Below are 19,799 nucleotides of genomic sequence, written 5' to 3' on the forward strand. Positions count from 1 at the left end.
GATGAGGCATATTTTTTTCATCATCGCGATTATATTCTTTATAAGCGGATGTAGTTTTTATCAGAATTTAAACTATACTCGTCCGATTTATAATACAAATAAAGAAACAAAACTTAAGACTATTGCAAATGAATGGAAAAAAACTCCTTATGTTTTAGGTGGAACTAGTAAAAAAGGTGCTGATTGTTCAAGATTTACACAGAGTGCATTAGCTCAGCTTAATATACGCATACCTCGCACCACAAAAACTCAATTAGGTTCTGGGAGAAAAGTTTCTAAATCAAAATTGCAAACAGGAGATTTGGTATTTTTTAAGACAGGTAGAGGGCCAAATGGTATGCATGTTGGTATTTATATGAGTAAGGGAAAATTTATACATTTATCTACTAAAGGTGGAGTAAAAGAAGCCGAGCTAAATAGTTCTTATTGGAAGGCTCGTTATATAGGAGCAAGAAGGTATTAAAGTGAAAATAGGTGTATTTGATAGCGGAGTAGGAGGGCTTAGTGTTTTAAAATCTCTCTATGAAGCTAGGCTTTTTGATGAAATTATCTATTATGGAGATACCGCAAGAGTTCCTTATGGAGTGAAAGATAAAGATACTATTATAAAGTTCTGTCTTGAAGCATTGGATTTTTTTGAACAATTTCAAATTGATATGCTTATCATCGCATGTAATACTGCTAGTGCTTATGCTTTAGATGCTTTAAGAGCAAAAGCACATTTTCCAGTATATGGCGTAATTGATGCAGGGGTTGAAGCAACGATAAAAGCTTTGCATGATAAAAATAAAGAAATTTTAGTCATTGCGACAAAAGCAACCATTAAATCAGAAGAATACCAAAAGCGTTTATTATCTCAAGGATATACAAATATAAATGCTTTAGCTACAGGGCTTTTTGTGCCTATGGTTGAAGAAGGTATTTTTGAAGGAGATTTTTTGCAAAGTGCTATGGAATATTATTTTAAAAATATCACAACTCCAGATGCTTTGATACTCGCTTGCACTCATTTCCCTTTACTAGGACGTTCTTTAAGTAAGTATTTTGGTGATAAAACAAAATTAATTCATTCAGGAGATGCTATAGTTGAATTTCTTAAAGAAAGAGAAAATATAGATTTGAAAAATCATAAAGCAAAATTACATTTTTATGCTTCAAGCGATGTTGAATCTTTAAAAAATACTGCTAAAATTTGGCTAAATTTATAAGGAAATAAAATGATAGAATTGAAAAAACCAGATGAAATAGAAAAATTAAGAATAGCAAATCAAATTGTAGCAAAAACTTTAAATTTTTTAGAGAATGAAATTAAAATAGGAATGAGCTTAAAACAAATTGATAAAATGGCAGAAGATTATATTTTAAGCCTTGGCGCCAAGCCATCATTTAAGGGACTTTATGGTTTTCCGGGTGCCATTTGTACATCTTTAAATCAAGTTTGCATCCATGGAATTCCAGATGATAAAATTATCAAAGAGGGTGATATTTTAGGTCTTGATGTGGGAAGTTTGATTGATGGGTATTATGGGGATGCAGCAATAACTATTGCTATAGGAGAAGTTTCACCCACTGATAAAGCTTTAATCTCTTGTGCTAAAGATGCGTTATACCATGCTATAGATATTATTCATGATGGAATGCGTTTTAAGGAACTTTCAGCTGCTTTAGGCGAATTTATCCATGCAAGAGGTTTTGTCCCGCTTCGTGGATATTGCGGGCATGGTATAGGACGAAAGCCCCATGGAGAGCCTGAAATTTTAAACTATTTAGAAAAAGGTGCGAGTGCAAAAAGTGGCCCTAAAATTAAAAATGGAATGGTGTTTTGCATAGAGCCTATGATATGCCAAAAAGATGGAACACCAAAGCATTATAATGGAAAATGGGATGCTGGAAGTATTGATGGGCTTAATGCGGCTCATTATGAACATTGTGTTGCTGTGATTAATGGGCGTGCTGAAATTCTTTCTATGATATAATATTAAATTATAAAAATAATATTTTTTTCTTAAAATCCTAAAAATTTAAAATTTTTTAAATAATATTGTAGTAATATTCTTTAATAATTTAAGTTACTAAATGATATTTTTATAGCAGTTTAAGTGTTATTAGAATAAAATGTTACATCTTATTAAACTAAAACATAAATATGGTTTAGATAATTTAATAAAAATTGTTAAATTATCTAAATATTTATTTTAGTTTAAAGAGATCTTTTAAGATCTCGTTTGGGTTAGGCTATTTCCCTCCCCCTTTTTATTCGTAGCCTAACTCTCTTTTAGAGTTTGGAAAATCTCTTTAAGCTAAAATATATTATATTTGCTTAAAGAGAACAAACGATTACTATTCTTATTTAAATAAATTTTTAAAATCCATTGTAGAGTTATAAATTCCAGTATTATCCATAGTTTCGCCCATGGTAATTGCGGTTGCTAACTCCGATAGAATGATTTTTATTTCATCTCTTTTATCTTGTATATAGGCCAATACACCTTCGTAATTACTTGTTTGAAGAATTAAAAGCGGATTAGCAATTTCAAATTCAAAAAGTTTTTTACCAACATAAACATTGAAAATATTTCCAAAAAGGGCTGTTCCCATGAAAGAGCAGTTTTGTATAAGTTGTGATGCTGTGGCATCAAGAGTTCTTTTTTGCATATCATCTGAATTTTCATCTATTCTTTCTAGAATGCTTTTTTCTATTTTTTTTAAAGACATATCAAGCACTTGAAGTGCTCCTATAAAATCATTTGCATCATTGATTTGAGAGCAAATTTGATTTGCTTTAAATTCATTCACACCTTGAATTTCGCCTAAGTGTTTTTTAAATATTTCTAAATCACTTTTCATTGTTTACCTTTCAAAAATATTGCTAAATATTTAAAAAGCAAAAAGTGTTCCTAAATTAGGATAAGTTAGAATTTACCCAAAAAATAATCTCATTGCCAATTTTATTCAAGGCTTTTTGAAAAGCATTATAGGTAGAGCGGATATCTTTTTTTTCTATTTTTTCTTTAGTATTGAAAATTTTATGAGCTATTATTTGATTGTTTTCAAGATTTATGAAATTTACACTTACAGAAATTTGAGCGTAGTTTTCATTGTTATTAAGAATTTGCTCAAAAGAGTTAATCCTGCTTTCAAGAGCATAATCCGCACTTAAAGAGCTTATTGAAGAAAGCAAGGTTGTAAAAATATTGCTTTGTTCAAATTTTGACAAAATTAAAAAAGAATAAAGATTGCTTGGTAAATCTCCCCAGAAATAATGTGCGTATTTGTTGCTAAAACCATTATCTATATAAACAATAGCTCTTGAGTTTAAATACAAAGGTGCATTTGCATTGCGAATTTTAAGAATTTTACCAGTTTTTTTAAAAAAAATATTTGAGTCTATTCCTTCATCTTTTAATATGATATTTTCATTTTTGTTGATGGTTTCGTGTCTTAAAGAGCATCCGCATAATATAAAAATAAAAGTCAAAATATAGAATAATTGCTTTAGCATTATTTTTCTCCTGGTCCAAGTTTAGGTTTGGTTTCTTTAAAAATCAAATCAGCAGGGCTATTTTGTAAATTTTCTATTAGAATATTGCTTTCAATTAAAACTCGTTTAAAAAGCTCTAAATTTTGAATCAAAGATGCTTTAATATCATCATAAGTGTTTAATTTTTCATCAGCTTTTTTTATGAAATTTTTTAAAATCATTGTGCTTTCTTTTATGTCTTTAAGACTGGAGTTGAAATTTTGCGCACTAAGGCTTATATTATCAGCCATTTTTCCTATTTTTAAACTTGCGTTTGAAAGATTAAGGCTTAAATTTTTAGAATTAGCGTTTAAATTTGCACTTAGTTCTGCTAGATTTTGCAAAAGGATTTCTAGATTTTTAAGATTTTTTTCGCTTAAAAGTTCTTTTGATTTATCATCGGCCGTTTTAACTAAAGAAAAAATATGTTCACTTTGTCTATCTATGGTTGCTAAAAAACTTTCTTTAAAAGGAATGACTGGAAGTTTTCCGTGGATAGATACTAGATCTTTGCTATTTTTACTTCCGCCTTGAAGTTGGACAAATTTAAGTCCTGTAATACCTTGAAGTTGTAAAGTAGCAAAAGTATCTTCTTTTATAGGGGTATTGTTTTTGACCTTGATGCGTATGTTAACGCCGAGTTCATCTTGATTGTAAATGCCAATTTCTTCTACACTACCTACTTCCACGCCCAAAAGCCTTACGGGTGCTTTTACGCCAAGTCCTGCAACGGATTCTTGTGTGTGAATTTCATAATACTTAAAACTTTCTTCTTTAGAGTATCCACCAAGCCAAAGTATGAAACCAAGGCTTGCAAAAAATACTCCAAAAACAAAAAGTCCTACAAAAAAATAATTTGCTCTATTTTCCACTTTTACTCCATAAATCTTTTAAAAAGTCGTTCATTTTGCAGGCGTAATTCTTTATAAGTACCGCAAAATCCAACTTTTTTATTTTCTAAAATGATAAAGCGATCGAGTAAATTTTTCATACTTTCTTTATCATGTGTAACCAAAATGATATTTAAATCAAAACTTTTTTTTAACTCTAAAACCAAATCGTCAAATTCACGACTACTATGAGGGTCAAGTCCTGAGGTAGGTTCATCTAAAAAAAGCAATTTACTATCAAGTGCTAAAGCTCTAGCAATTGCCACTCTTTTTTGCATGCCGCCACTAAGTTCACTTGGAAATTGTTTTAAAACACTTTCGTTTAAGCCTACCATTTTTAGCTTCATTAAAACCAGTTCTTGTATGCTATTTTCATCTAAATGAGTGTATTCTTTTAAAGGAATAGCGATATTTTCATAAACATTAAAAAAGCTAAAAAGTGCAGCAAACTGAAAAACCACACCCCATTTTTTACGCAAAGCAAGTGCATCTTTTTCGTTGATATTTTTAAGTTTATAGCCTAAAATTTCATATTCTCCACCATCAAAATGTTCAAGCATAAGCATTTGTTTTAAAAGGACGGATTTTCCACTTCCACTACCTCCTAAAATACCAAAAATTTCGTTTTTTTTGATTTCAAAACTTACGCCATCATGGACGATTTTTTCTCCAAATTTTGTAATGATATTTTGCGCTTTAATAACCATTTAAATTCCTGTAGAGGTTAAAATAACGGAGAATAAAGCATCAAAGGCTATCACCCAAAAAATAGCATTTACAACGCTTTTTGTTGTATAAATTCCTATACTTTGTGTAGTGTTTTTTACCTCAAAACCACGAAAACAAGCAATAAGTCCTATCAAAAATCCAAAAATAGGTGCTTTTGCAAGTCCTATAAAGATATGTTTTATATCTACAGCTTCTCTAAAGCGTCTTAAAAATTCGGCAAAAGAAATATCAAGATTTAATTTTGCAACCATCATTCCACCTATAATACTGATTGCATCGCTAATGGCAACGATTAAAGGCATAGCTACTACCAAAGACATGACACGTGGAATAACAATAAATTCAAAAGAACGAAAACCCATAGTATTCATAGCTGCAATTTCATCAGTAATTTTCATCACCCCAATTTGTGCGGTATAAGAGCTTGCACTTCTTCCTGCGATCACTATGGCAGCGATTAAAGGTGCAAGTTCTCTAGTGGCTGAAATTCCCATCAAATCCACTATGAAAATATTGGCTCCAAATTGTGCGAGTTGGTAAGCAGCCTGATAGGCTAAAACCACTCCTACTAAAAGAGCGGTTAAAATAACTATAGGTAAGGCTTTAAAAGCAGAATTTTCTATATGATATAAAAAAGCAATAAAGCGAAAATTTTTAGGATTTTTAAGGCATAAAAAAAGACTTGTGAAAAAAGCTCCTGTGAAATTGATGAATTTTATTAAAATTTTTAAAAGTTCTAAACTTAATTTTCCAAGATCGATAAAGTATTCACTGAAATTTTTATGTGATTTTTTTGTTTTGCCTAGTCTTTGGTAGTTTTTTTCGCAAAGTTCAAACAGGATTTGAAAGCGTGAATTTAAGCCTTCTTTGGTGATTTTAATATTTTTATCTTTAAGGTCATTTTCCAAAGCAAGGAAAAATCTCACTCCAGCGGTATCGATTGCTTTTAGATCTTTAAAATCAAAAATCACTTCCTTGCTTTGGATCAAAGCTAAAAAATCTTTTATTTTTAACTTATAAATACTTGTTTTATCCCAAATTCCAAAGATAAAAAGAGTGTTATTTTGAAATTTGAAATTTGTATTCATTTTATTTGCTAAGGATAAAATTTACAAGCTTTGAAACGCTAAATCCAAAGCATTCAAACACATCTTTGTCTTTACCACTTTCTCCAAAACTTTCTATGCCATATACTTTATGGCAAAATTTATAAAGTTCATTAGAATGTGCTGCTTCAACACCTATAACTTCACCTTTTAACAATCTTTCTTGATAAGCTTTATCTTGTTTTTCAAAAAGTTCAAAACAAGGCATGGAAACAACATTGCAAGCAAAACCTTGTTTTTCAAGTTCGTTTGCACTTTCTAGACAAAGCCAAACTTCACTTCCACTTGCTAGAAGTGTAAATTTAGCCTCTTTGCTTTCTTTGAGTAAATACGCTCCGTTTTTTACATCTCCAAAAATAGGTTCATTTAGAGCCTTGAGTTTTTGGCGTGAAAGCACAAAAGCACTCGGAATATCAGCATTTAGGGCTATTTGCCAAGCTTTGACATTTTCCACCCCATCAGCAGGTCTAAAGGTTAAAAAATTTGGCATAGCTCTAAAAGTGCTAAGTTGTTCTATAGGTTGGTGTGTTGGTCCATCTTCACCCACGCCTATGCTATCGTGTGTGAAAATGAAAAAATGTTTGATTTTCATTAGAGCTGCTATTCTTGCGGCAGGTTTTAAGTACTCGCTAAAGATGAAAAAAGTTGCCGAAAATGGTAAGAAAATTCCATATCTTGCAAAAGCATTGTTAATCGCTGCCATAGCGTGTTCTCTGATACCAAAATGAATATTTTTACCTTCTACAAAGTCTCCCATACTGTGAAGTTCTGTTTTATTCGAAGGGCCTAAGTCCGCACTTCCACCTAAAAATCCTTCTAAATTTTTAGCTAAAACATTTAAAATTTCACCATTACTATCTCTTGTAGCAAGATCTTTTCCTTTAAAATCAGGATAAGCTATTTTGTTAAAATCAGGATTTAATAACCTTTCTAAAAGTTCTTTTTTAGCACTTTTTTCAAGCTTATCTTTCCATTTTGCTTCTTCTAAATCCCCAAGTTCTACAGCACTTTCAAAGCGGATTTTACTTGCTTGTGGGATATGAAAACTGATATTTGGATCAAAACCTGCTTGTTTTTTGGCTTTTTTAATCACTTCTTCGCCCAAAGGTGCGCCATGGCTTTTATGACTGCCTTCAAGCTCTCCTGCACCCTTTGCTATAGTTGTTTTTGCGATGATAAGACAAGGTTTTGTGGATTTTTTAGCTTGTTCTAAGGCTTTATTGATTTCTTCATAATCGTGTCCATTTATACTTAAAACTTCAAATCCTTGTGCTTCAAAACGCATTTTTACATTTTCGTTAAAGGCTAAACCTACATCGCCTTCTATGGAGATATTGTTGCTATCATAAATGAGTATGAAGTTATCAAGTTTGTGAAGCCCTGCTAAAGAACAAGCTTCATAAGAAATGCCTTCTTGTAAATCCCCATCTCCGCAAAGACAATAAATTTTATGATCGATTAAATCACTGCCTAGCAAATTTTGTGCTTTTTTTGCTGCCATAGCAAAGCCTACAGCATTGGCAACGCCTTGTCCTAAAGGGCCTGTAGCGATTTCTACTCCAAGAGTTGAAATTTCAGGGTGTCCAGGGGTTTTAGAATGAAGTTGGCGGAAATTTTTAAGATCTTCTAAGCTTAAGTCATAGCCGCTTAAATGTAAAAAACTATAAAGCAAAGCACTTGCATGTCCGCCTGAAAATACAAGTCTATCACGGTTTAGCCAAGTGGGATTTTTAGGATTGTGTTTTAAATGATAACTTAAAACACTTAAAATATCTGCTAAACCCAAAGGTGCACCTGGGTGTCCTGAGTTTGCTTTTTGCACCATATCAGCACTTAAAAATCTTAGAGTATTTGCCTGTTCTTGTAAAATTTGAATGTCCATTTTTTGCCTTTATAAGTATTGAATTATTAAATTTTGTATCATTTGTGCGAGTTTTTCATTGAGTTTTTCTAAGTCTTGTTCGCATTCACTAAGAAGATTTTCTTTTGTTTTTATAGCTTGTTCAAGTCCAAGTAAATTGACAAAAGAATTTTTATGAATATCGTTGTTAGTAGGCTTTCCGCTTTGTTCTTGACTTGTGGTTACATCGATAATATCATCATTGATTTGAAAAATCAGTCCTAGTTTTAAACCAAGTTTGTAAATTTGATTGCTTTCTTCGTTGTTAAGTTCGCAAATTTCACAACCCATTTTTAAAGCTGCAGCGATTAATCTTGCGGTTTTATGTGTGTGTAAAAACTCAAGTTCATTTAAACTCAGTCTTTTGTCTTCAAAAAAACAATCAATAGCTTGTCCTATGACCATTCCATTAAGTCCTGCATTAAAGGCAAGGGTTTTGATGAGTTTGATTTTGATTTCATCTTTTAAATGAGCATGACTTAGAACTAAAAAAGCTTCAGTATTTAAAGCATCACCCACTAAGATGGCTGTAGTTTCATCGTAGCTTTTGTGTAAGGTTGGAATTCCTCGTCTAAAATCCGCATTATCCATAGCGGGTAAATCATCATGTATGAGTGAATAAGTATGGATAAATTCCAAAGCTAAAGCCACATCTAAAGCTTGATTTAAAAGTTCAGGTTTATTGCTTTGTACTACGCTTAAAAGCAATTGTGCACGAAAATGCTTTCCTCCTGCTTTTAGCATAAGAGCTAAAGCTTCATTAAAAAAAGGATGAAAGCTTTCGACTTTAGGTAGATTTTTTTCTAAGTGATGGATAAAAAGTTCTTTTAAATTCACTTAGTAAGCCTTATGAAAAATTGAAATTTACCGTCGCCACCTGAGTTGGCATTTCCGCCTAGTTCATTGTTGAAATTTGATAAAGGTAATTTAGTACTTTTGCGTTCAATTAAGATGCTAAAGTCATTACCAGCGCTTAAAATATTTTGTAATTCTTTAAAATTATTTAAAATAATATTATTAACGCGTAAAATTTTATCTCCTACCATAAATCCTGCATTTGATGCTTTTGATTTTGGATCTATTTTAGTTACAACAAGACTAGTATTAACCGTTAAACCAAGATTGCTTGTGAAATTTGTAATTTTTGGTTTTGGTTTAGAATCAGGAAGATTAAATTTGCTCAAATCTTTTGCAAAAACTTCAGTAGAAATATTTAAATCCATATTATCACGCAACACTTGAAAATAAAGAGTGCTTCCGCGATCTGCAAAAAGAATTTTTTCATTGAGTTTTCTTAAATCATTGGCGGGCAAGCCATCAACACTTATAACTTGATCGTTGATTAAAAATTGTGGATTTTTTCTTACATTGTTAACATAAATTTTATTTTCTCGAACAACAAAATCAACGCCAATATCCCCCCAATAAACATCGTTATATTTCATAAAATGTTTTAAATAGCGATTGCCTATAAAAGAGCTATTATTTAAAGCAATCCCCATCATTTCACAGCATGGAGTCCCTAAAAGTCCTATTTTAGAATTAAAATCAAGTTGATCTTTTTCGTCAATATTTTGAGCTAAATACTTAATATGCCCTATATAAGGTTTATTAGGATCCCAAATTCCAACCCAATCATTACGAGTAAGTTTTTCTTCATCACCCATAGGAGTAGGGATTAGGCTAAAGTCAGTTCTTACAAGATATAAATTTAAAAATGGATCGTATTTTACATATTTGTTAAGCTTAGCATTAGGCTGTTTTAACACAGCAAGTAAATTTTCACTGAGTGCAAAAGCTGGCATTCCTTCATAGTTAAGCATGCTTGCCTTATTTCTTTCATAACCTGCTAAAAAATCTTCAAATTTAGGTCTTTCTATACCAAAAGACAAAGTAAAAAGCATGCAAATAATTAAAATTTTTTTCATAATTTCATACCTCCAAAACCGCCTAAAACATCATTCGCCATACTTGAACGATTTTGCGCAACCATAGCCAAAACATCATTAATTGCAGAAATAAGTAAAATTTGCAAGGATTCTTTATCTTCAAGTAAAGAATCATCAATGCTAACATCGATAATTTCACCCTTTCCATTAGCACTTACTTTAACAAGTCCTGCTCCACTTTTGGCACTAAATTCACGATTTGCAAGTTCTAGTTCTATATTTTTTGCTTTTTCTTGAACTTGATTTAAAAGTTCTCCCATTTTAGAAAAATCCATATTTTCAAACATTGATTATCCTTGATTTTTTAAAATTTCATTAACAACTACTTTATCACTAAAAGGATATTTTATCCCTTTAATTTCTTGAGTAGTTTCATCACCTTTGCCTAAAATAACGACTAAATCGTCATTTTCTTTTAGTTCTAAAGCTTTTTTTATAGCTTCTTTTCTATCTTCTATCATTAAAACTTTTTCTTTTTTAGTAAAGCCTGATAAAATTTCTTCCATGATGGTTTTTGGTTCTTCACTGCGTGGATTGTCACTTGTAATGATAGCAATTTTTGCAAAATGTTCGACGATTTTTCCCATTAAAGGGCGTTTGGTTTTATCTCTATCTCCACCTGCTCCAAAAACAACGATGAGTTTTTTATTTTTAAGAGTGTCAAGCACTTTTTCAATGCCATCAGGCGTATGAGCAAAATCTACAATCACACCTTTTGCTACTTGTTCTACCCTGCCACAAACCCCGCCAAATCCACTGATAGCTTTTTCCAAGTCTTTTAAATCAGGCTTTACGAGTTCATTCACACAAGCACTAGCAACTAGAAGATTGTAAAGATTAAAAAGTCCTAGCAAGGGCGAGTCTATGTGAAAAGTTTGATTTTTATTTGTTACAATAGCACTAATGCCTTCTTCTAAAGAATAAGCTTTGATTTGATATAAAGCAGGATTTTCTATGCCATAAGTAAAAGCATTACGCACATTAAATTTAATAGCCAAAGCATCTTTGTTGATAAATTTTAAACTCTCATCGGTAAAAAAAAGTTCTTTTGCTTCTTTATAATTTTCAAAAGTACCGTGAAAATCTAAATGATCTTGAGTGATATTGGTAAAAATTTTAGCAGCAAAATTTAAGCCTTCGATGCGGTTTTGAATTAAGGCGTGTGAGCTTACTTCCATGATGAAAAAATCACATTTTTTTTGAGTGGCTATTTGTAGGTATTCTAAGGTTTTAAGAATAGGGGAGGTGGTTAAGGATTTTTCATCGATTTGTTCATCGTTGATAAAAGCTCCTCTTGTCCCACAAAGCCCACACTTATAACCTAAATCCAATAAGATAGAATAAATCGCTGCTGCGGTTGTGGTTTTGCCATTGGTTCCTGTGATTCCTATGATTTGAATCTTTTCATCGATTTTTAAAAGTTTTTTACACTCATTTACATCAATGATTTTTGCACCTTTTTCTAAGGCTTGAGCGTGAAATTTAGCATTTTGTGTGGTTTGCAAAAAAAAGCATTCTTTTTCACACTCTAAGGTGTTATCTGTAATGAATGAATTTTCAAGTTTTAATTTCACTTTTAAATCCCATGAGTTTTTCTTGGAGTTTGATAAATCTATCATTTGCCCAAAAATGAGGCATAACATTTTCTATGTAATTTAAAGTCATATCTTTATAGCCATTATCAAGTAATTTTTCCAAAAAATCTAAAAAATCATCACGATTATCAATAACTAATTTAGTGCTGTTAATGATATTTTCAAAACTTTTTTGAAAGCCAAGTTCTTCTTCGCTTTTTAAAAAATCTTGATAATTTAACGCATGCCCATCTTCAAATTCGTTTTCCTGTTTGTTTTCTTGTTTTTTAAATTCAATTGTACTTAAAATTTCTTCTAAGTCTTTATCAATACTAGAGATTTTGTAATGTTCTATATAAAAATCAAAAAGTAAAGAAGCTTCTTTAGGAGATTTTAAAGCAAGATCACAAAGGCAGATAAAATTTAGCAAGCGTTTATTTTTGCGTTTTTCATAAGCCATAGAAAAATACATTTTTGCAGTTTTAAAATCTTTCTTGTAAAAATGTTCAATTCCAAGTTTTTTATAATTTTGCAAATTCGTCTGCTCCGCCGTTTAAATTGATTATAGTGATTTCTGGATGAATATCAATCTTAAGTTGCCTTTCAAGGCCATATTTTAGCGTTGTTCCACTCGATGCACAGCCTTTACAAGCTCCTATTAAATGGACATAAACAATCCCATTTTTAATTCCTAAAAATTCAAGCCCTCCGCCATCACGTTCAAGCATAGGCAAGCTCTTTTCTAAACTTGCTTTAACAGGATTTATAAGCTCTTCATCACTAAAAGGCATCATAATTTATCCTTAAAAATTTTTATATACTTTAGCGTGATTGTGTTTAAAAAAAGGTAAATTAAGGCTTGAAATTTAAATAAATTAAAAAGGTTCATCATTATCTTGTGTGCTAAATCCTAAATCATAAGCTGTAAAGTTTTTGTTACCAAAAATTCCATTTAAGTTTCTAAATGATTGTTGCAGAATTTCTTCGTTTTTTTCATATTTTAAGAAGATTAAATATTCTTTTAAAAAATTATTTAATTCTTCGGTATTTAAATTTTTAACTAGAAGATTTAAATTTTTATCAATAAGCGTAAAAAGTTGTTTTTTTAATGCGAGTGTAGAATTTTTAATTTTTACATTGTTTAAAAAAGCTAAATTAACCTTGCAAATACCTAACAAGAATTCGCTATAGTTTAAATTTTTTCGAATATTTTTACTTTCAAATTCTCTAATATCACTATCTTCATAACCTTTTTTTTCTAAAATTTTATCCAATAAAATCTTATGTTTAAAACAAACACTATCACTAATTTGCTTAAAATCGTTACATATATCTGGATGCTGTTTTAAAAAAGCTATAAGTTCTAATTCTGCAATGTGAATTTTTTCTTTAGGAAAATTGTATTTATTTTGAGAAATTAAAGGGGTTTGTATGGTTTTTTTTGAATTTTGTGATAAGACAATAAATTTTTCATCCACTTTTAATAAATTTGAAACTAGACTAGTGTAAGAATTTGCCACTAAAGGTTCAAGATTAAAGGTGAATTTTTGTATAGTTTCTAAAGCTTTTTGTTTATCAAGAGCAGAAATTATGGAATGAGTGGATATTAAGCGTCTGATATAAAATTCACCAAGCTCTATTCCTTCATCGAGTATATTATGGAGTTTTGTGCTTTCATTTTTTGCTACGAGCTCAGCAGGATCCTTTCCGCCTTGCAAAATTGCCACTTTACCGTCTATTTTGTTTGTGCTTAATAAAAATGCAGATCGTGTCGCAGCTTTTAATCCTGCTTCATCATTGTCAAAACATAAAATCACTTTTGCATCATAACGGCGGATTAAGGGTAGATGATGTTCGGTTAATGCTGTTCCAAGAACTGCTACAGCATTGTTAAACCCTGCTTTGTGAAAAGCTATTGCATCCATGTAGCCTTCACATACTATTATTTCTTTTTTTTTGGCTATATTTTCTTTAGCGATGTTAAAAGCATAAAAAATTCTACTTTTATCAAAAAGTATATTTTGGGGTGAATTTACATACTTTGCCGGTACATTGGGATTTAAAGTGCGCCCTCCAAACCCTACCAATAAGTCTTTATGATCGTAGATTGGAAAGGTGATACGCCATATAAAACTTGCGTAAAATTCATTATTTTCATCTTTTTTTAAAGCTCCAACACTCATAGCATCTTCTAAAGGAATTTTTTGATTTTGCAATAATCTTATACTATCTTCACTTGCTCCTGCAAAACCTAATTCGAATTTGGCTATATCTTTGTCATTTAAAGCTCTCTGGTAAAGATAGGTTAAAACTTCTTTGTGGTGTTTGAGATTATCTTTAAAATACGCATTTAAGCTTGGTAGTATAGACTTTAGCTCTTTTTTATTTTCTTGTTTTTCTTTTGTATAACTCAAAGTAAAATTACTAAGGCTTGCAACTTTTTCAACTGCATCAGCAAAACTTAATTTTTCATAATCCATTACAAATTTAAAAGCATCTCCACCAGCCTTGCAGGCAAAACAATGATAAAAACCTTTGATAGGATTGATATACATAGACGGGTTTTTATCTGCATGAAAAGGACAGATACATACAAAACTAGAGCCTTGTTTTTTTACTTCAATATAATTTTCTATAATATCAACAATATTAAGTCTTTGGGATAAATTTTCTATACTTTCTTTAGTTATCATTTTACAAACCTTGTTAAAATTATACAAAGATTTGGCTATAATTTGGCATAAAATTTTTAGAGCGAGACTATGGATTTTTTCTTTGTAGAATACAGAGACCCTTTAGTAGGGCTTATAATTTTAACCATTTTAGTATTTGTTGTAGCTGTTGCAAATTATATTTGGAAAATATTTGCTAACAAAGATGAAGAACAAAAGCTTGAAAAATTTATAAAAAAATTTGAAATGGATAACGCTCATAAAGAGTTATTAAGAAATAGTAGCTTGAGTTTTGGAAATTTAAGTTTTTTGGCTGAAATTTTTACTAAAAGCGGGGAATTTGAAAAAGCAACTCAAATTTATTTGATTGCTCTTGAAAAATGTAAAGATAAACAAGAAAGAGAATTTATTTTCCTTTCTTTAGCAAAAGTTTATTTTAAAGCAGGATTTTTAGAGCGTGCAAAAGAAGTTTTATTACAAGCTTTAAAACTGCGTCCAAGAAATATACAAGCCTTAAAACTTTTAAAAATTGTTTATTTAAAACTTCGTTCTTATAAAGAAAATTTAGAACTTTTAGAATGTCTTTTTGAGCTTAATGAAGATGTACAAAAAGAGCGTGATTTTATCAAAGCTTTAGAACTTTGTACTTTTAATATTACTGATGAAGAAAAAAAGAAAAAACTTTTAGAATTTAAAATAGAAGATAATCCTATGTTGGGGCGTTTAGTTTTTGAAAAATATCATATGTTTTTAGGGCAAAATTTTTTTGATATTTGTGATTTGCTTTATAGAGAAAATGAAGCGTTTAATTTAGAAAATCAAGATTTTTTAGAATTCTTTTATGCTTTGGGTAAAATTTCAAAGCATGATGATACGCACCAGTTTGTTTTTAAAAATTCTAACTTTAAAATGTTAAAAATTTTAAAAGATAATTCTTTTAATGCGGGGTTAGAATTTTCATATCGTTGTTCTGAGTGTAAAAATGTAATGCCTTTGTTTTTTTATCACTGTCCTGTTTGTTATGAGTTTAATACTTGTAAAATTATTTATGAAGTGAAAAACAATGAAACACATTGAAATTTATACAGATGGCTCATGTCTTAATAATCCAGGTTTTGGCGGATGGGCTTATATTTTGCGTTATAAGGAGTATCAAAAGGAAGGTTTTGGAGCTGAGGCTAATACCACTAACAATAGAATGGAGCTAATGGCAATTATTGAATCTTTGAAGGCTTTAAAAGAGCCTTGTGAAATTTCGCTTTTTACAGATTCTAACCTAATGGTTCAAAGTATTAATGAATGGCTAGAAGGATGGATAAAAAAGGATTTTAAAGGTAAAAAAAATATAGATTTATGGAAGGAATATATTAAAGTGGCAAAATCTCATAAGATTAAGGCTTTTTGGGTAAAAGCACATAATGGACATTTGGAAAATGAAAGGTGTGATACATTGGCGCGTGAAGCTGCTTTGAAAATTGCAAGGGAAAATGATGAAAAACATTGAAAAGCTAGAGCAGAGTTTAACTTATGAATTTAAAGATAAAAATCTTCTTATACATGCTTTAACCCATAAAAGTTTTAAAAAATCTTACAACAACGAACGCTTGGAATTTTTAGGTGATGCCGTGCTTGATTTAGTTGTAGGTGAATACCTTTTTCATAAATTCGCCAAAGATGCCGAAGGAGATTTATCTAAGCTTAGAGCAGCTTTAGTAAATGAAAAGTCTTTTGCAAAAATTGCAAATAGTTTAAATTTGGGCGATTTTATTCTTATGAGTGTTGCTGAGGAAAACAATGGAGGAAAAGAAAAGCCTTCTATACTTTCAGATGCGTTAGAAGCCATTATAGGTGCTATACATTTAGAAGCTGGGTTTGAGTTTGCAAAAACTATTGCTTTAAGGCTTATAGAAAAAAATTTCCCTCAAATTGATGCAAAAATTCTTATAAAAGATTATAAAACAAAATTACAAGAGATTACACAGGGAAAAATCGGACAAACTCCGCAGTATGAAACAGTGCGTGCTTTTGGCCCTGATCATTTAAAGCAATTTGAAATTGCTTTAATGCTTGATGGTAAAGAACTTGCAAGAGCTATTGCAGGAAGCAAAAAAGAAGCACAGCAAATGGCAGCAAAAATTGCACTTGAGAAATTAGGAGCTTTATAGTGAATACCTTTGGTACGAGATTGAAATTTACAAGTTTTGGTGAGTCTCATGGTGTGGCTGTTGGATGTATTATTGATGGAATGCCTGCTGGGGTTAAATTTGATGAAGAATTTTTGCAAAATGAGCTTGATAAACGCAAAGGCGGAAGTAAATTTGCAACACCAAGAAAAGAAAGCGATAAAGCTCAGGTTTTAAGCGGGGTTTTTGAAGGATATACAACGGGTCATCCCATAGCTATAGTAGTTTTTAATGAAAATGCTCATTCTAAAGATTATGATAATTTAAAAGATCTATTTCGTCCTGCTCATGCGGATTTTACTTATTTTTATAAATATGGCATAAGAGATCATAGGGGTGGGGGTAGATCAAGCGCTAGGGAAAGTGTTGCTAGAGTGGCTGGTGGTGCAGTTGCAGCGATGCTTTTGCGTGAATTTGATATTTGTGTTCAAAGTGGTGTTTTTGGAGTAGGAACTTTTGTATCAAATTTGAAAGAAGAAGAATTTGATTTTGAATTTGCTAAGAAAAGTGAAATTTTTTGCCTTGATCCAAAACTAGAAAGTGACTTTAAAAATGAAATTTTAAATGCTAGAAATTCAAAAGATAGCGTAGGCGCTGCTGTTTTTACAAAAGTTAGTGGTATGCTTATAGGACTTGGAGAAGTTCTTTATGATAAGTTAGACTCTAAATTAGCTCATGCTTTAATGGGAATTAATGCTGTTAAAGCAGTTGAAATAGGCGAAGGTATTAATGCAAGCAAAATGCGCGGATCGTGTAATAATGATGCTTTAAAAGATGGCAAGTTTTTAAGCAATCATAGCGGAGGAATTTTAGGAGGAATTTCAAATGGAGAAAATCTTATTTTAAAAACTTATTTTAAACCTACTCCTTCTATTTTTGCCAAGCAAGAAAGTATAGATAAATTTGGCAATAATTTGGAATTTGAACTCAAAGGTAGGCATGATCCTTGTGTAGGTGTTAGAGGAAGTGTTGTAGCTAGTGCTATGGTGCGTTTAGTTTTGGCTGATTGTTTGCTTTTGAATGCGAGTGCGAATTTAAACAATTTAAAAAATGCTTATGGATTAAAATAAAAAAAGCCCATTTTCATGGGCTTGATTGCAATATTTTGAAAAGATTCAAATACTATATCGCTTGTTTTGCTAAATACTTTATACTTTAACTAATAAAAAATTGATTAATATCAGCCTTATTTTCAAAAGCTATGCTTGTATAAGCTTGATTTTTAAATTTAAGTTTATAGCTTTTTCCTGCTTCGTGTTTAGTATAGGTAAGGGCTATTTTTAAGGCAAGTTCTAAGTCTTTTTCTGAAATTTTTTCATCTACCAAAGAGTAAGCTCCGATTAAATCCCCAATTTCTATTGCTTCATATTTAGGAGTTTTTAAACCTTTTAAAAGAGTATTTTCAAGTTCATTTCTACCTATGATCATTTTAGCTCCATTGGGTAATCTTAAATGACGACCATATTTTAAAAGTTGTGCGTCATTAACCTGCATATCTTTGTCAAATTCTATGAAATCTCGAATTTTTTTAGCAAAACTATCAAGAGTTAGCAAACAACCTCCACCTGGGCTTTCAAAGTCTTCTAAGCCAAATTTAGCTGCAAGTTCAAGTTGTCTTTTACGACTTCTTCCAATAATGCCTTCGAGTTTTTCTCTATCTACCCAACCTTCTCTTTCAGGTTTGGTTAGAGGTAGGTTTTTTGCACACATAGGACGCAAGATTAAATCTTCTTCATCAAGGGCAAGTTTTTTAACCTTTGCCATTGCATCACTTCTTTGACTCATAGGGCGTTGTCCTAAAACTTCTCCTGTGATGATAAAACTTGCATTTTCTTCTTTTAACATAGCAAGAGCAGTTTTAAACATAAAAGCATGACAATCTATACAAGGATTAAAATGTTTGCCATAGCCATATTGTGGATTAAAAAGCACTTCTTGAAGATAGGAATTTCTTACATCTATCATTTCAAAATCCGCACCTACCATTGCTGCACGCTTTTTCATGATTTCGCTTTTATCGCTTGTGCTTCCAAAACCTATGTTGATATTTAGAGCTTTAACTTCTATGCCTTGTGCAGTGATGAGTTTCATTGCAAGCATACTATCAAGCCCACCGCTAAAAAGAGCTAATGCTTTCATTGATTCCTTTCTGAGATTATAAAGTTTTTTAAGATTTTGTCGATTATAAAAGGTATAATTTTAACTAAAAAATCTTTAAAATAAGGATTGGAAAATGTTAAAAATAATTTTGGTTTTAAGCATTTTGAGTTCTTTTGCTTTTGCAAATTCTTGTGCTAACTACGAGCAAGAACTTAAAAAGTGTAATTCTTTAAAAAATTCACATGAGAGAAAAATGTGTCGTTTAGGTTTATTTGCAAAATGTAAAAAAGGATAAATAATGAAAATCGATACTTCTGCTAGTTTAACCCATTCTTTAACTAATAATGTTGATAAAAAAGAGCTTAGCGTATTAAAAAAAGAAGATCAAGATAAAATTCCCGTGCAAGATCTTTCGAGTTTAAATAGCGATGGTGTTAAGGTTGTTTTTGAAAATAAGCAAGGTGAACTTATAGCTTTAAATTTAAGCGATGAAAATTATAGTAGTTTACAAAAAAATTTCGGTTCTTATATGAATTATGTTGCTAGAAATGATGGTAGTATAAGGCTTAATGGCGAAGTAAATCAATTTGTTTCAAATTGGTTTGAAAGTGTAAAAGATAATTTTGGTTCTTTAAATTCAAATTTAAATAATAAACAACAAAGTGTAAAATTAAATTTTAATACAAGTACCCTTCAACAAAGTATGCAAAATTTAGGCTTTAAAACAAGTGATGAAAAAATATCTGATGATGCAAATATAGAAGAAAAATTAAATTTTTTTATTGATAAAGATGTAAATAAAGATGGTAAAGTTGATGATAGTGATGTTAAAGAACCTAGCATGAGAGAAATTTTAAGCGACATTAAAGAAGCATCAGGTGGTGGAGCTAATGCTATGAAAACCATAGATCCGCAAAAAATCAATAAAAAAGATGATAAGGAAAATAATATCAAAGAAAAAGAAGACGAAGATTTGCTTCAAAAAGCTCAAGAAAAAGGTTTAAGTGCTTTAAGTGCTGATGAGCAGGCAAAGCTTGAGGCTAGCAATCCTGAAGAATTTGAAAAACTGAAGCAAAAATCTTTGCAAGAATTAAGTCAGAATTTAAGTAAAGATTTTCAAAATAAAATTGAAAATCAAGAAGCACAAATTGTAGATAAGAGAGTGTAGCAAATTAT

The 19,799-nt window shown here is 30.8% G+C and carries 23 protein-coding genes; 9 read left to right on the plus strand and 14 right to left on the minus strand.

Going from position 1 to position 19,799, the window contains the following annotated elements; translation table 11 throughout:
- Position 1 precedes the first annotated feature (1 nt).
- Genes SR62_RS01475 through map form a run of 3 tightly spaced genes read left to right on the plus strand, consistent with a single transcriptional unit; the run spans position 2 to position 1,976 of the window.
- On the plus strand, positions 2-463 hold the full coding sequence (locus tag SR62_RS01475) for a C40 family peptidase (RefSeq protein WP_002892079.1): 462 nt from the start codon (positions 2-4) through the stop codon (positions 461-463).
- 1 nt (position 464) lies between these two features.
- Positions 465-1,208 (plus strand): glutamate racemase, encoded by a 744-nt coding sequence (murI, locus tag SR62_RS01480; RefSeq protein WP_002858981.1) that lies wholly within the window; start codon positions 465-467, stop codon positions 1,206-1,208.
- Positions 1,209-1,217: 9 nt separating this feature from the next.
- A complete protein-coding gene (map, locus tag SR62_RS01485; protein ID WP_002892082.1) occupies positions 1,218-1,976 on the plus strand; it encodes a type I methionyl aminopeptidase in 759 nt (252 codons plus the stop codon).
- A 370-nt stretch (positions 1,977-2,346) separates the two neighbouring features.
- Here map and SR62_RS01490 read toward each other — a convergent pair whose 3' ends face one another.
- The 13 genes from SR62_RS01490 to dnaG form a co-directional block, all read right to left on the minus strand.
- Positions 2,347-2,847, minus strand: coding sequence for a flagellar FLiS export co-chaperone (locus SR62_RS01490; protein WP_002892084.1), 501 nt, complete (start codon positions 2,845-2,847; stop codon positions 2,347-2,349).
- A 55-nt stretch (positions 2,848-2,902) separates the two neighbouring features.
- Complete coding sequence (locus tag SR62_RS01495) at positions 2,903-3,502, minus strand: ABC-type transport auxiliary lipoprotein family protein (protein ID WP_002892086.1); 600 nt, start codon at positions 3,500-3,502, stop codon at positions 2,903-2,905.
- The gene (locus tag SR62_RS01500) at positions 3,502-4,392 is read right to left on the minus strand and encodes an MlaD family protein (protein WP_002860094.1); all 891 of its coding nucleotides are present in this window, start codon (positions 4,390-4,392) and stop codon (positions 3,502-3,504) included. Before SR62_RS01500 ends, SR62_RS01495 begins: the two co-directional genes overlap by 1 nt.
- Positions 4,393-4,394: 2 nt before the next feature.
- Positions 4,395-5,117 (minus strand): ABC transporter ATP-binding protein, encoded by a 723-nt coding sequence (locus SR62_RS01505; RefSeq protein WP_100608698.1) that lies wholly within the window; start codon positions 5,115-5,117, stop codon positions 4,395-4,397.
- Entirely contained in the window at positions 5,118-6,227 is a 1,110-nt protein-coding gene (locus SR62_RS01510; protein ID WP_147502233.1) for an ABC transporter permease, read from the minus strand. It lies immediately after the preceding gene.
- Position 6,228: 1 nt separating this feature from the next.
- Positions 6,229-8,127 carry a transketolase gene (gene tkt / locus SR62_RS01515; RefSeq protein ID WP_002892089.1) on the minus strand — a complete coding sequence of 633 codons (1,899 nt, stop codon included), beginning with the start codon at positions 8,125-8,127 and terminating at the stop codon, positions 6,229-6,231.
- A 9-nt stretch (positions 8,128-8,136) separates the two neighbouring features.
- Entirely contained in the window at positions 8,137-8,982 is an 846-nt protein-coding gene (locus SR62_RS01520) for a polyprenyl synthetase family protein (RefSeq protein ID WP_002851379.1), read from the minus strand.
- On the minus strand, positions 8,979-10,073 hold the full coding sequence (locus SR62_RS01525) for a PDZ domain-containing protein (RefSeq protein WP_002870243.1): 1,095 nt from the start codon (positions 10,071-10,073) through the stop codon (positions 8,979-8,981). Before SR62_RS01525 ends, SR62_RS01520 begins: the two co-directional genes overlap by 4 nt.
- On the minus strand, positions 10,070-10,381 hold the full coding sequence (locus SR62_RS01530; protein WP_002851172.1) for a YbaB/EbfC family nucleoid-associated protein: 312 nt from the start codon (positions 10,379-10,381) through the stop codon (positions 10,070-10,072). The genes SR62_RS01525 and SR62_RS01530 overlap by 4 nt, the downstream gene beginning before the upstream one ends.
- Positions 10,382-10,384: 3 nt before the next feature.
- Complete coding sequence (locus SR62_RS01535; protein ID WP_002867548.1) at positions 10,385-11,668, minus strand: UDP-N-acetylmuramoyl-L-alanyl-D-glutamate--2,6-diaminopimelate ligase; 1,284 nt, start codon at positions 11,666-11,668, stop codon at positions 10,385-10,387.
- A complete protein-coding gene (locus SR62_RS01540; protein WP_002851410.1) occupies positions 11,652-12,203 on the minus strand; it encodes a hypothetical protein in 552 nt (183 codons plus the stop codon). The genes SR62_RS01535 and SR62_RS01540 overlap by 17 nt, the downstream gene beginning before the upstream one ends.
- Positions 12,190-12,462: a NifU family protein gene (locus SR62_RS01545; RefSeq protein ID WP_002858971.1), complete on the minus strand. Its 273-nt coding sequence runs from the start codon at positions 12,460-12,462 to the stop codon at positions 12,190-12,192. The genes SR62_RS01540 and SR62_RS01545 overlap by 14 nt, the downstream gene beginning before the upstream one ends.
- 81 nt (positions 12,463-12,543) lie before the next feature.
- The gene (gene dnaG / locus SR62_RS01550) at positions 12,544-14,361 is read right to left on the minus strand and encodes a DNA primase (RefSeq protein WP_002892090.1); all 1,818 of its coding nucleotides are present in this window, start codon (positions 14,359-14,361) and stop codon (positions 12,544-12,546) included.
- Between the two features lie 69 nt (positions 14,362-14,430).
- Between dnaG and SR62_RS01555 the strand changes: the two genes are divergently transcribed.
- The 4 genes from SR62_RS01555 to aroC are packed head-to-tail and all read left to right on the plus strand — an operon-like array spanning position 14,431 to position 17,593.
- Positions 14,431-15,417 (plus strand): CDC27 family protein, encoded by a 987-nt coding sequence (locus tag SR62_RS01555; protein ID WP_002851401.1) that lies wholly within the window; start codon positions 14,431-14,433, stop codon positions 15,415-15,417.
- Positions 15,404-15,844, plus strand: coding sequence for a ribonuclease HI (gene rnhA, locus SR62_RS01560; RefSeq protein ID WP_002851277.1), 441 nt, complete (start codon positions 15,404-15,406; stop codon positions 15,842-15,844). Before SR62_RS01555 ends, rnhA begins: the two co-directional genes overlap by 14 nt.
- Complete coding sequence (rnc, locus tag SR62_RS01565) at positions 15,831-16,505, plus strand: ribonuclease III (RefSeq protein WP_002851153.1); 675 nt, start codon at positions 15,831-15,833, stop codon at positions 16,503-16,505. The genes rnhA and rnc overlap by 14 nt, the downstream gene beginning before the upstream one ends.
- Positions 16,505-17,593 (plus strand): chorismate synthase, encoded by a 1,089-nt coding sequence (aroC, locus tag SR62_RS01570; protein WP_002892091.1) that lies wholly within the window; start codon positions 16,505-16,507, stop codon positions 17,591-17,593. Before rnc ends, aroC begins: the two co-directional genes overlap by 1 nt.
- 85 nt (positions 17,594-17,678) lie before the next feature.
- Here the strand turns inward: aroC and SR62_RS01575 are convergent, their stop codons facing one another.
- Positions 17,679-18,662, minus strand: coding sequence for an MnmA/TRMU family protein (locus tag SR62_RS01575; RefSeq protein ID WP_002892092.1), 984 nt, complete (start codon positions 18,660-18,662; stop codon positions 17,679-17,681).
- A 94-nt stretch (positions 18,663-18,756) separates the two neighbouring features.
- Here SR62_RS01575 and SR62_RS01580 point away from each other — a divergent pair, with 94 nt between their 5' ends.
- Both SR62_RS01580 and SR62_RS01585 read left to right on the plus strand, forming a co-directional pair.
- The gene (locus tag SR62_RS01580) at positions 18,757-18,918 is read left to right on the plus strand and encodes a hypothetical protein (RefSeq protein WP_002778908.1); all 162 of its coding nucleotides are present in this window, start codon (positions 18,757-18,759) and stop codon (positions 18,916-18,918) included.
- A 3-nt stretch (positions 18,919-18,921) separates the two neighbouring features.
- The gene (locus SR62_RS01585) at positions 18,922-19,791 is read left to right on the plus strand and encodes a hypothetical protein (protein WP_002851445.1); all 870 of its coding nucleotides are present in this window, start codon (positions 18,922-18,924) and stop codon (positions 19,789-19,791) included.
- Positions 19,792-19,799: the final 8 nt, after the last annotated feature.

The organism is Campylobacter sp. 2014D-0258 (assembly GCF_008000495.1).
Classification (GTDB): Bacteria; Campylobacterota; Campylobacteria; order Campylobacterales; family Campylobacteraceae; genus Campylobacter_D; species Campylobacter_D jejuni.